The sequence below is a fragment of the Cryobacterium sp. MLB-32 genome, assembly GCF_000738085.1.
Taxonomy (GTDB): domain Bacteria; phylum Actinomycetota; class Actinomycetes; order Actinomycetales; family Microbacteriaceae; genus Cryobacterium.
The window spans coordinates 1-11,725 of sequence record NZ_JPRS01000050.1 but is presented as its reverse complement, the minus strand read 5'-3'; the positions used below and the strand labels follow the sequence as shown (position 1 = coordinate 11,725).

The 11,725-nt window shown below is 62.1% G+C and carries 14 protein-coding genes and 1 pseudogene; 7 read left to right on the top strand and 8 right to left on the bottom strand.

The annotated features are described in order from the left end of the window. Positions 1–460: 460 nt before the first annotated feature. Positions 461–742: pseudogene (locus JF66_RS07250) on the bottom strand (DDE-type integrase/transposase/recombinase); the annotation flags it as partial. Between JF66_RS07250 and JF66_RS24235 the strand changes: the two are divergent. Then, complete coding sequence (locus JF66_RS24235) at positions 663–923, top strand: GNAT family N-acetyltransferase (protein ID WP_081882212.1); 261 nt, start codon at positions 663–665, stop codon at positions 921–923. The pseudogene JF66_RS07250 and the gene JF66_RS24235 overlap by 80 nt on opposite strands. Before the next feature lie 290 nt (positions 924–1,213). On the opposite strand, the gene JF66_RS24990 is transcribed toward JF66_RS24235, so the two are convergent. The 5 genes from JF66_RS24990 to JF66_RS21620 all read right to left on the bottom strand — a co-directional run bounded on the left by JF66_RS24990 (position 1,214) and on the right by JF66_RS21620 (position 5,106). Beyond that, entirely contained in the window at positions 1,214–1,342 is a 129-nt protein-coding gene (locus tag JF66_RS24990) for a hypothetical protein (protein WP_255351514.1), read from the bottom strand. A gap of 218 nt (positions 1,343–1,560) precedes the next feature. Then, positions 1,561–1,698 carry a GNAT family N-acetyltransferase gene (locus JF66_RS22170; protein WP_231556335.1) on the bottom strand — a complete coding sequence of 46 codons (138 nt, stop codon included), beginning with the start codon at positions 1,696–1,698 and terminating at the stop codon, positions 1,561–1,563. A 250-nt stretch (positions 1,699–1,948) separates the two neighbouring features. Continuing rightward, the gene (gene lepB, locus JF66_RS07235) at positions 1,949–2,680 is read right to left on the bottom strand and encodes a signal peptidase I (protein WP_035876580.1); all 732 of its coding nucleotides are present in this window, start codon (positions 2,678–2,680) and stop codon (positions 1,949–1,951) included. A gap of 97 nt (positions 2,681–2,777) precedes the next feature. Further along, positions 2,778–3,296 (bottom strand): hypothetical protein, encoded by a 519-nt coding sequence (locus tag JF66_RS07230; RefSeq protein ID WP_035876579.1) that lies wholly within the window; start codon positions 3,294–3,296, stop codon positions 2,778–2,780. Positions 3,297–4,305: 1,009 nt separating this feature from the next. Next, a complete protein-coding gene (locus tag JF66_RS21620) occupies positions 4,306–5,106 on the bottom strand; it encodes a LysM domain-containing protein (protein ID WP_197059354.1) in 801 nt (266 codons plus the stop codon). Between the two features lie 267 nt (positions 5,107–5,373). On the opposite strand from JF66_RS21620, the gene JF66_RS07220 reads away from it, so the two are divergent. Then, on the top strand, positions 5,374–5,574 hold the full coding sequence (locus JF66_RS07220; protein WP_035876577.1) for a hypothetical protein: 201 nt from the start codon (positions 5,374–5,376) through the stop codon (positions 5,572–5,574). A 186-nt stretch (positions 5,575–5,760) separates the two neighbouring features. Here JF66_RS07220 and JF66_RS07215 read toward each other — a convergent pair whose 3' ends face one another. After that, positions 5,761–7,002, bottom strand: a complete 1,242-nt coding sequence (locus JF66_RS07215) for an MFS transporter (protein ID WP_051973245.1) — start codon at positions 7,000–7,002, stop codon at positions 5,761–5,763. A gap of 175 nt (positions 7,003–7,177) precedes the next feature. On the opposite strand from JF66_RS07215, the gene JF66_RS07210 reads away from it, so the two are divergent. Both JF66_RS07210 and JF66_RS07205 read left to right on the top strand, forming a co-directional pair. Next, on the top strand, positions 7,178–7,744 hold the full coding sequence (locus tag JF66_RS07210) for a helix-turn-helix domain-containing protein (protein WP_197059352.1): 567 nt from the start codon (positions 7,178–7,180) through the stop codon (positions 7,742–7,744). Beyond that, complete coding sequence (locus JF66_RS07205; protein WP_035876576.1) at positions 7,744–8,295, top strand: S9 family peptidase; 552 nt, start codon at positions 7,744–7,746, stop codon at positions 8,293–8,295. The genes JF66_RS07210 and JF66_RS07205 overlap by 1 nt, the downstream gene beginning before the upstream one ends. 27 nt (positions 8,296–8,322) lie before the next feature. On the opposite strand, the gene JF66_RS07200 is transcribed toward JF66_RS07205, so the two are convergent. Continuing rightward, positions 8,323–8,979, bottom strand: coding sequence for a CatA-like O-acetyltransferase (locus JF66_RS07200; protein ID WP_035876574.1), 657 nt, complete (start codon positions 8,977–8,979; stop codon positions 8,323–8,325). A 112-nt stretch (positions 8,980–9,091) separates the two neighbouring features. Between JF66_RS07200 and JF66_RS07195 the strand changes: the two genes are divergently transcribed. The 3 genes from JF66_RS07195 to JF66_RS22900 all read left to right on the top strand — a co-directional run bounded on the left by JF66_RS07195 (position 9,092) and on the right by JF66_RS22900 (position 11,438). Continuing rightward, complete coding sequence (locus JF66_RS07195) at positions 9,092–9,745, top strand: SGNH/GDSL hydrolase family protein (protein ID WP_035876572.1); 654 nt, start codon at positions 9,092–9,094, stop codon at positions 9,743–9,745. A gap of 574 nt (positions 9,746–10,319) precedes the next feature. Beyond that, positions 10,320–10,868 (top strand): hypothetical protein, encoded by a 549-nt coding sequence (locus JF66_RS07190; protein ID WP_051973243.1) that lies wholly within the window; start codon positions 10,320–10,322, stop codon positions 10,866–10,868. A 411-nt stretch (positions 10,869–11,279) separates the two neighbouring features. Next, on the top strand, positions 11,280–11,438 hold the full coding sequence (locus JF66_RS22900; protein ID WP_156109686.1) for a hypothetical protein: 159 nt from the start codon (positions 11,280–11,282) through the stop codon (positions 11,436–11,438). Positions 11,439–11,725 lie beyond the last annotated feature (287 nt).

Genomic DNA, 11,725 nt, shown 5'->3' with positions numbered 1-11,725 from the left:
CGAGCCATCCCTTCCAATACGTCCGCCAGAAGACTTCCTGCACAAATTTCTCGCATGCACCAAACCGATGCCGTTCAAGCACAGCCGAGACCACTTCGCGCTCGGTCAGGAGTCTGTGGCGGAGGTACGGAGAGAGACCGGAAACGTTCTCACGAGAGGGTCCCGTGTCGTGATTGCGGTCTCGCGTGTAATCTAACCCCGCATGAGGACGAACAGGCCGAGGGTTTCGAGGCCGGCAGCTCGGGTAGGAGTGAACATCCCTCTCATCATGCACCATGTGAATTTGAGAAGGTCCCGGTCGGCCCCCTAGGGCAACCCAGAACGGCGAACTCAACCGGTCGTCGCAACGAATTGTTGAATTCGCCGCCGGACTGCCGGACAGATCTGGGGCCAAACCGCCCGGCGGCCGCGCCCGCTGATGCCGTGTCACTCGGGGCCCCTGAGCGACCGATCACATGCGCACCGAACTCGTCGCGTCGGCATTCCGGAGGGCATCGGCGACGAGTTCGGTGCGCATGTGGTCGGCGATGGACCAGCCGACGACCTTCTTCGAATAGCAGTCAATGACAGTCGCCAGGTATATGAACCCTTGCCACGTGTGGATGTAGGTAATGTCACCGACGAACTTCACCCCGGGGCGGTCGGCAGTGAAGTCGCGTTTGATGAGGTCGGGCATGGTCGCGGCCGCCGCGGCGTCGGCTTGGGTCGTGATGCGGAAGGGCCGTGGTTGGCAGGCTACGAGGAGCGCGGCGGGGGGGCTGGGTCGAAAAATGATGACCGCCGCGGAACACTGGCTACGCGAGCAGGGCGCCGTGAAAGTCCAACTCATGATCCGCTCGACCAACGATGCAGTGCTGGGCTTCTACAATCACATCGGTTACGAAGACGCCGACGTTCAGGTGCGATCGAAATGGTTGGCGTAACACACCCGGTCCTCCGTAAGGGGGACGGTCACCGTGACAGATCTAGACCTAGTCCACGCAACTGCCCAACACGCTGAGGCAGTGTCAGAGGGGAACGGCTTACGGGGCGCTGAGGGCCCAGAAGCCGGTCAGCCACAGTCGAGCCGATCACCCTTCAAGAAACGCGGCTGGATTGCAGTGACACACGCTGTCCGTGAATAGCGCTGGCGCTGATCTGCAGCTCCGCCTCACGGGTCTGAAGCACCGGCCTTCACCATTCACTTTCAAGCGCACAATGCGATGTGACCCGCCTAGTTTTTCTTCCGATCGATGCTGAACAGCTCGCACTCCGTGTTGTAGTAGTCAGAGGTGGTCCCTTTGTGAGTCATTCCGATGCGCTGGGCAACAGCTTGTGATGCAACGTTGTCCTTGTAGGTCACGGCAGAAATCCGATCGAGCTGGTCGGGCGCTTCGCGCCACCGGGGGAGGGGGAAATGCGCCGCGGTTTCCCCATTCCGCTGGTCGAGGAACGCCGGCTACGGCGCCGGTTGTCGAGACACGAGACACGAGACCCGGTGAGCCGAGTTTGAGAGTCAGGTTGCGCGGTCTCGAGACGCTCGTTCCTCGCTCCTCGACCAACGAGATGGGGAGAGGCGCCCTATCTCCTTAGGAGTCCCATCGAGAACGCATGAGCAAGCACGACATGTGTAGCTTCGCTCGCGTAACCATGCCCCCAAGCGTAGGGGTGCAGATGCCAACCGATCTCGTGCGCAACCGAGCCAGGCTCGACCGCCACATGCAGAAAGAGTAGGCGATGTCGAAACGCTCAATCGTCATCATGACCACGACAATCACGCTCGCTGCCGCCGTCATTGTGGCCGGTCTCTGGGTCACAGGCGGCGACCCGCTTAGTGGGATTCAGGAACTCGTCGCGCCACGATCGACTATGTCGATGGAAGACGTGTTCAACGGCTTCAGAGGACAACCCCCGGCGGGACAAGTTGCGCTGAAGAATTCAGTCTCTTGTTTCGGTGTTGCCGTCTAATTCAGCGGGCTGAGGGCGTGAACGTTTCTGGATAGTTGCCGAGCCATTTCCAGTGTTTGGCGGGCCAGCTGACCACGACTGCGCGGCCCACGACACTACTGATGGGGACGAAGCCTCCTCCTGGGGAGCCGTTGAGATAATGGAAGGCTGAGTCGGCCGAGTTGTATCGGTTGTCGCCCATGACCCACAGTTTTCCATCGGGCACGGTGACCGTAAACGGACTCTTCGTTGCCTGGGATTGCCCGTCAGGAACCTGGATGTATGGCTCGTCGAGGGGAACATCGTTGATGGTGAGCTGTCCGGCTGCCGTGCAACAGACCACAGCGTCTCCGGGAAGGCCGATGACTCTTTTGACGAGGTGATTATTGCTGTCGCCAGTGCTGAGCCCGACAGCAGTGAGCGCGGCATCGAGTGCACTGAGAAGGTTCAGCGGCATGGGTTGTTGCGGTGGGAGCCAGGTTCCCGGGTCGGTGAACACGACGACGTCGCCGTGTTCAATCGGGATCGGGCTGGGAACGAGTTCATTCACAATGATTCGATCATTGATCAGGAGCGTGTTGGCCATCGAAGCAGAAGGGATGTAGAACGAACGAACGACAAAAGTTTTGAGAAGGGCAGACATCAAGATCGCTATGACCACGATGACGACGAGGTCCCGCACGAACTTCAAGACAGGAGACCCGACCCCGGTCCGCCGCCGCGCAGAACGTGTGGTGTCGTCGACGGGCATCATTCCCTGATCTTAGGGCAGTCGCGGAAACTCAGATCGCCCGGCGGATCCGAGCGGGTCCGTCCAAGAAACGTCCGCTGATCGGGTCATGTAGATCCGGCTAGGTCGTGGACCGCGTCCAGGGGCTCACGCTTTCCAGCTGGACGTTGACAACACTGGGACCAGCGCCGAGGGTGCCGACGGCAGTGAAGTCTTGCTGAGGAAGGATGCCGTCGGTCGGGTCAATGCCGTTGAACTGTCGAACGCTGACTCGTCCCGATTTCAAGGACGAGAAGACGACCGCCTGCTCACCGCCCGAGTACAGGTAGGCGTCGTAGCCTCCAGTGTCTGGCAGAGTGGGAAGCGCTGAGATGGGGGCCACGGTGATGGACCAGTCACCCGCACCGGCCTCAACTCCTATCCACCCCGCAGGGCCGACAATGGGGTCCAAACCGTAGGCCACGCTGGCGGAATCGCCCTGGTAATCAGTCGTTCCGGCCTCATGGAAGGTTCCGTCCTCCCCATAAACCTGCGCATAGGAGTCCTCATTGGCCCAGTGGCCGGGCGCCCACGTGATTGTGTAGAAGCCCGATTTGGCGTCGTCGGGAAAGACGATTTCATCGGCACCGCTACCGGTCACAGTGAAAGCCTCGAACGTCCCAAAGGTTTCGTCTGCCCACGCCTGGGCAGATTCATGCGCCGTGGGTGCGTCGGTCGGCGCGGGAACTAGAGGTACTGAAGCCGATGGCTCTGGGGAGACCGTTTGTTCGGCTTCGCATCCCGACAATGCCAGAACCGCTCCGAACACCACGGCCAAAACTACTGGTGCACGTTTCATAAAACCCCCGAAGTACTGTGCGGCGCTCCACTGTGAGGCCGCGCCACTGGGCTGCAGGTGCGCGGACCAGTTCTCGTCCGAGTCTGGCACCGCCACAATGCGACGGTCAATTCGGCCGCTTGGTTGTGGTGCGTGACGCCTCCGAGGTCATGTCTCGATTTGGCGGCCAGTTCTACGCGACCCCACGCCGCGATCATCGCCCACCGCTCCGACATATCAATCGCCTCTGCAGGTCTCGCCTAGCGGGAATCTACGATTCCGCTTTGTCCACGGGAGGGGAAGCGCAGCCGTGAAACGGACTGAGTCATGGACCAACCCCCTGAGGCAATATCTGTGCTCTCGCGGATGGCCACGGGAAGTCACCCTGCGGCACGCTCACCTGCAGACACGCTCACCGCGTCAATGCACGAATGGATGCTTGCGACGCCGCGTGAATGATTGCCGGCGGGAGTTACTGTGGCTCTGGGAATATTCGGGCAGCCTGTTTGCGCTTGTCGGTCAGCAAGATGTAAATGCCGTAACCTGCCAGCCCCAGAAAAATGAGGGTGAGCGCGGTCAGGGACCATGACTCCCAACATTCCTGTGGCGAATCGGGGAGACCGGCCGCGCTTTGTCAGCGCCGTAGACGGGGCACCGACGAGAACGAGGATGAGGCCAACAAGCAGGAGCGTACCGGTGGCGACGTCAGTGCTGCTGCTGCGAGCGTTTCCGGCAATGGATATGAAGAAGAACATCAGCAGCAGGCTGATCCCGAGGGTAAATGGCGCGACAGCGAGCGAAGTTCGAGCAGCCTTGCTTTCTGGAGTGGCGTTCAGAGCCATGGCGGCGGGACCGAGGCGCCGCCGCGCAGTGCCACCTGGAGGTTCAGGTCGTCGCCGGCCTGGAGTTGACGGCTGGTGAGCGGGTTGAGGAAGCCAAGGTCGTCGAGCGTGATGCCGAAGCGGTCGGCGATGTCGTTCAGCGTGTCGCCGGCGACCGCGCCGTAGGAGAGCGGGGCGCCATCCGCGGTGGCGGTAGCACCACCGGCACCGAACCGGGTGCCGGAATCGACGGCGAGCAGCCCGGGGCGGGTGTCGGGCACATCCCAGGTGATCGTGCCGATGGCGCGGGGAGTGAGCACGCAGCCGTCCGGATCGGTCGTACCCGGAGTACTCGCGACGATGACAGCGGTCAGGAAATAGCTGGGGTCGCCGTGTGAGAATTCCCTGCCGCCCAGGCTTAGCCCGGTCTGATCGCTGTCCGTGGAGAGGTTGCCGAACGAGAAACTGTACATGTCGGCCAGGCAGGTCGTGGTCGCCGACCAGGGACTGATGAAGAGTTGCACGCCACCGGGAACGTCCGAGTGGAAGCCCTCGAGTGCGACGTCGAAACCGCCGCCTCCGGCCGCGACGAGTACGGTTCCGGATATTTTGTCGCCCGAGGCCGGGGTGAGCTCGGCCCTGCCGATGACTCCGTCGGGGATGACCACGTCGGCCGCGCGCGCGGACAGGGCCGGCGCATCCGTTTGGACAGCGGTCTCCACCGGTGGAATCTCGGTCGTCGCGGGCGAGCAGGCCACCAGTCCGAGCACCAGAACGATGCTCCCCAGAACGGATGTCGTCAGTCGTGGCATCAGGTCCCCTCCCCGCCGAGCCCAGTATGGCAGCCGGGTCATCGCTTGTGGAACCACGGGCCCGACTGACGTCGCTACCCGACGCACCGATCACGATGACCTCTCCCGCTATCGGTTGGCATCCGACGCACAATCGGCGAACTCGGTCGTCGGGAGGATTAGGCCCAATTCTGTTGCACTGGCCGTTGAACGCGCGGGACTTGCAATCCTCGTGTCATCGCAGCGTCCGGCCACTAGGTTGGAGATTAACCACAGAAGGAGTGTCGGATGGCTGCACTTCGCTCTCCACTGTTCAGCCCAGCCGTACTGCTTCTAGGCATCGCTGCCATGTTCACGTTCGACGGCAACGGCATCTCGTCGTTCTGGGCCGACCAACCGCAGGGCGCATTGGTCCTTCTCGCCGTGTCCATGGGTCTGTGGGTTTTGGTCCTCCGGACTGTTCGCAAGGTTCGCAACGTCAAGGACTGAACGTGCCCGCAGGGACTCCTCCAGAACACGGCATCGGCGCGCTCGGCCCCCAGTGTCGTCTGACCCCGTCGCTGTCGCGCTGGCCGTCCCCGTTACGAAACATTATTGTGAGCGGTCAGCGTGCCGAAACAGATTGTCTTTGAACGAGCCGAGAAGCAGGACGGTATCTTCGGGCCGGTGGGGGGATCACTGGGCGGGTTCTGGCCAGCGTGCTTGACGCAATGCCGTATTGCTGAGCGCGTACGCCGCTGAGGCCAGGAAGATCAGGCTGAATGCGGCGACGGACTCGGCGCTGCCGACGTACTGCAGAAGAATGCCGGCGAGCAGGGGGCCCAGGGAAGGGCCGACGGTGAGGATGGTGATCGTGGCGGTGATGGTTCGGCCTCGGTGGGCATCTTCAACCTGTCGGAAGATCAGGATGTCGATCAAGACCACGGCGGCGGGAATGGGGACGGCGATGAGTCCCAGAACGATGCCGTACCACCAGGGGCCAGCCGGAGGAATGAGTAAGCCTGTGGTGATAACACCAGCCCAGGTGCTCAGCGCGATGAGGAGCCAACCGGGGCGGAGTCTATGCAGAGTGCCGACCAGCGTTGTTCCCAGGAGACCTCCCGCCGCAGCGAGTGCGAATGCGAAACCCACGTCTGCTGCGGATCCACCGCTGGATTGGATGAGCACGATGACGATCAGCTCGAGAGCAGCGCCGGCGAGGTTGAGCAGGCCGATGGCGATGATTGCTGCGCGCAGGAGAGGGGTCCTCAGGAGGAAGGTGAAGCCGCTGAGCAATCCTCCCCGTGGCATTCCGGGTGCGGAGCGCGCCATGCCGCGGTCGCGGGGCATCGCGCAGGCGCACAGGGCCGAGAGGAGGTAGCCGATGGTGATGCAGCTTGTCGCCAGAAGACGCGAGGTCGCATAGACCAGACCCGCGATCGCCGGTCCGGCGATCGCGGCCGCGTGCGTGCGGACTTCTTCCTGGGTGAGGGCGGCGGTGAGCTGACTGGGCGAGACGACGCTGCGCGTGGCGAGCATGCGAGCGCCACCGGCGAGGGGTTGCAGGGCTCCGGTCACCACGGCAGCGATGAGGAGTACGGGGAAATTCAGCCCGTCGATGACTAAAAGGACGGTGACAAGGGCAAAGACGCCGGCACGCGCGAACTCGGCGGAAATGAGGAGAGTCCTCCGATTGAACCGGTCCAGCATCAGGCCGGCCGGAACGCTCGATGCGAAGGCGGCGATCCCTTCGGCCAGGGCATACAGGCCTGCGGCGACCGGAGATCCGGTTATGGCGAGCACCAAGAGTGGAACCACGACACTCGTAATGTTGAATGACATCACAGCACCGGCTCCGCCGATCCACAACGCTTGGAATCGCCAGTTTCGCCGCAGGGGTAGTTCGCTCTTCGTGCCGTCCTCAGCCCACACATCCATCACGGGTCATCCGTTCTCTTCACGCAGCTCTTCACTAAGTTCACAACATTCGCATTAGCATGAATGGTTGCATGTACGCGAAACTAGTTCAAGCAGTGTGAGTGGAATGAGCGGAGACCGGATGTCAGTCGAGTTGCCCCACCCCCCAACCAGGGTGCTGGACGAGGTTCGGTACGTGAAGGACTTGGAGACCCTGCGCATGCTGGCAGACCCGCTCCGTTTGTCGATCCTGTCCGCCTTTCGGAGCGGAGAACTCGCCCCCGCGCTGACCGTGAAGGAACTTGCGGACCGACTGGGTGAGGGCCAGACCAAGCTCTATCGACATGTGAAGCTTCTCGAGGACGCAGACCTGATCTTCGTCACGGGGACTCGCTTGGTTTCCGGCATCCTCGAGAAGCGATATCGACCGACGTACCGCACTCTGCAAATCGACAGTGACGCCTTCAATCAGAGTCAGGAACCGGACGGTTTCCGCGGCGCCACAATGGCTTCCCTGAACTCCGTCCGGGATCAACTGCACAGCGATCTGCAGGCCGATCGGGTGCCACTGACCGCCGTACAGGGCGAGGCCGATCTGTCGATTCTCCTGAGCAGCGTGCGGGTGAGTATGACACCAGAACGATACGGGCGGGTGCGATCCGCCATCGCCGCGGCTCTGGCGGAAGAGGCGCACAGCGACGACGACCCGACCGCGATGCCAGTCGTTATGCAGGTCCTGATGTACCCCACCTTTGAGGATTGATGGCGCGAGTGTTCGGTGGGTTCCGCCGGCACATGTGGCCCATCCTCGGACAGACCACGCTCGATGCCCTCCGAATCGTTGATTGGGTGATCGAAACACACGACCTGAGCAGCGATGTCGTCGCGGGCGGCGTGTCCAGGGGTGGTGACATCGCAGTCGCGTTGGCCGGTGTCGACCCCCGCGTCAAACGGGTTGCCGCTATCGTCGCCACCCCAGATTGGATCCGGCCCGGCATGACGCAAGTTGGCCGGCCCGAGGAATTGTTTGGCCAAGGTAGCCCGTCGCCGTATGGGGACTGGCTGTACACGCGATTGAACCCACTGACCAACCCGATTTCGTACCGACCTGCGCCAGCAGCATCGTGTGAACTTGGTGGCCACGATACTCATGTTCCGCCGACAGGAGCGGCCCGATTCAAGGAGATCCTCGCAACCGAGAACCCCGCGGCTGCCGAAAACATCACCATCACCGTCCATGAAGGACTCGACCACCTCTCGGCCGCCCGCAACCCGAAACCCGAAGACCGAGCCTTCGCCTGGCTCATGGGCTGAGAACAGCGGTTGCCGCAAAGGGTTCCGCTATCTGGGCAGCCAGGTGGGGTTGGAGAGAAGCTCTTCGAGCTCGTGAATGAGGCGAGCGGTATGGAAACCATCGGCGGCAGCGTGGTGAATCTGCACGGCGACCGGCATCATGGTGCGTCCCTGCACCTCTCGGTACTTCCCCAGGGTGAAGATCGGGAGGAGGTGCTTCCAGCCCGCACGCATGTGCAGGCTGAACCCCGTAAACGACGCCCACAGAAGGCTTGATATATCGAACGTGTTGGCGGGCATATCCGATTGCGGCTGGAAGGAAGTGGCCGTGCGGTGCTCCGCCAAGACGACAGCCGCGTCGTGATGGAAGGTTGTAAAATCGGTGTGGAAGGGTGACCACACGCTGGCGAACGTCTCACGCTCGGGATTGAAGACAGTAAACGCGGGGTGCACGATGTCCCAGGTAGCGGGAGCCTTCTCGCCGATCAGGGTCATTCGAAACTCGGCGTGACGATTCACCACGGACGAGATGACCCAGATCTGCGCAATGTAACTTTTCCACGCTGATTCGCGAAGCGCTGCAACCATCTCCGTCACGTCCACTTCGACCGTTATCGAATACGTGCATTCGACACGTGTCAGGTAGTGCTCGAAGTGTTCTCGTCTGGGCCACCGGTCGACATCGATCGCGCGCGCTTCACCCATGCCTCAAGCCTACGGCGCTGGCTTCTGCAGGGCGGCCGGCCGCTAAACCGTGTGGAGTTCACCGACAGGTACACCGTCTCTGGGTTTTAGATGGACCGCCTATCGTGTAGGGATGAATCCGACGAAGCATATCCTCGTGTACTCCGACTCGCTCACCTGGGGGATCATCCCCGGGACTCGACGGCGGCTCGCGTTCGACTCCCGGTGGCCAGGCGTCATGCACAACGCGCTTAACGTCGGCGATGAGCGGGTCCGCGTCACCGAGGACTGCCTCAACGGTCGCCGAACGGCCTTCGATGACCCGTATAAGCCGGGGCGCAACGCGCTAGTCGGCATCCAACAGGTCATTGAAGCGCAGTCGCCCCTTGACCTCGTCATTCTCTTGCTCGGCACGAATGACTTCCAGTCGATGCATCCGCACAAGGCGTGGCACTCTGCAGCTGGTTTGGCCGCGGTCGTCACCGCTGTGCGCACCGCCCCAACCGAGCCGGGGATGCGGGTGCCGGCGATCCTTGCCATCGCGCCTCCGCAGCTTGATAACCCTCGCGGCCCCCTCGGCCCGAAGTTCGCCGACGGGGATGTCGCCTCGCTCGGCCTCGCGGAGGCGATCCGGCAGGTCAGCGAGGACACCGGGTGTGAGTTCTTCGACGCCAACTCCGTGACCACCAGCAGCACCGTCGACGGGGTGCATCTCGATGCAGACCAGCACGAGACCCTCGGCCGCGCGCTCACCCCAATCGTCGCGGACCTGTTGCAGCGAGCGTGAGTCCCACCGGCCACCTGTGGGCCCCTGGTGTCGTCCCGATAGGGGTTCCCATTTGGAATGCGCTCTGGTGGGCCGCGTGCCCGGTTTTCGTAAGCCGGCATGGCTGCATCAGTATGCTGGCCGGATGGACATGTTCGGGTGGATTGCGGTCGTCGCGGGAGCTGGGCTCTTCATGTCGTCCTTGATCCGCACCATTTGGGCCAATCCTGACGCGAGAATCCCCTTTAATCGGAATCCTCCGATCGTCCCTCCTGGATCCATCGCGATGCGGAGCATCGGCGCAGGATTACTCGTTTTCGGCGTAGTCGCACTGGCAAATTCTTTCGGAACGTGGAGCTTGCTCTTTACCGTCGGTGTTGCTCTCGTCGCCTTGGCCGCGACGACCATTCACAACCATCGCCTGACGTCGACAACAACCCGCTGAATACAGCGGGCTCCATTCCCGGTAAGGGCTCTACCTGCGGGCAGTCGATTGGTGGTGTCGCGACAACTGCACCATGATCGACGTGGGGGCAGGTCCCGTGCGGACCTGGTTCCGCGGGTCGCATTCAGCTCGATCATTTTGGGGGATGACATGGACGTTTCACAGGCCCAGGCAGATGTGCGCCGCATCTATCGCGCCGGTTTTTCCGGACCGTTGGTTTCTGCCGTCCTGTGGGCGGCGGCGAGTGCGGTGTTCACCTGGGGCTCGGTCGCGGGTGGAATGGCCACGCTCTTCTTCGGGGGCATGTTGATCTTCCCGCTGAACACACTCCTCCTGAAGATCTTGGGCGGTCCGGCCGCCTTACCGAAAGGGCACCCATCAGCGGCGTTGGCTATGCAGTGCGCGTTTACCGTGCCGCTCGGCTTGGTCATTGCCGTCGCCCTGGGCAGCTACGCGCCCGTGCTGTTCTTCCCCGCGTCGCTGATCATCGTCGGGGCCCACTACCTCGTTTTCATCTCGCTCTACGGCATGCGGGTCTATGCAGTTCTGGCTGGGGTATTGATTCTCCTGGGTCTGAGCGCACTACTTGTCATTCCCGAACTCGGAGGCATCAGCGGATGGTTAGGCGCGGCCGTCTTCCTGCTCTTCACCGTGGTGTTGTACCGCGCCCAAGACGACCCAGTCATGGCCGCCCCGTAAGGGGTTCCCCTGTGAAACGAGGCTCGTGCCCAGCCCTAGCTCTGTAACTTGACCCCAACCTGTGTCGTTCAAGGTCCGCCTTGCGGGCGGGCCCGCATTCCCGCCACATCTCCGTTGCCCGCATGCGGGATGATGGAAAAATGACGCTCCATTCCCACAAATCCACCAGAATCTTTCTGGGTGTCGTGCTCCCAGGCCTGACGCTGACTTACGCCTGGATGTTCGCGCAACGGGGAACGTCGGCCTGGCTCGTCGCGATAATTCTGGGTCGTCGGTGCAGTTGTGAGTTGGCGGGGCTATCGAATGGGAGTCACATGCACCGATTCCGCTCTCGTGGTGCGTGGCATTCTCCTGACACGGACGATCTCAAAGTCGGAGATAACGTCCATTACCCAGCACGGAGCGCGCTCCATGCCAGGAGTGCGATGGCGAGATGGCAATGGAAAGAGCAAATGGGTTTTCCTGCAGGCATTCCAGACGAGCGATGTCATCTGGCGCGCCCGGCGTCGATGGAACGTCGCGCAACTTGCTAAAATCGTGGCCTGGTCGGCCGTCGATGACGAGAGCTGACGGTGCGTGGCCCGAGGCGCGACCGGTGATCCGCTCAGCGTCCCTCTGCGAAGCGGTGAACGAGCCCCAGCCCTGTCTCGGCAATTTATCCCAACTTGTGTCGCTGGAGTGCCAACACACCCGTTCAGTTCGTCGACGCAGGCCGCGCCGCTGAAGCGCTGGTTCCCAAATCAGGCGGGACCGAGTGACGCGTCACTCGTTTCGGTCAGAAGAGATCGCAAGGCCACAAAAGCATCATCGTCAATCGGCCGCACGATCATGCTTCCGACGACGACGGGTGCGAACGT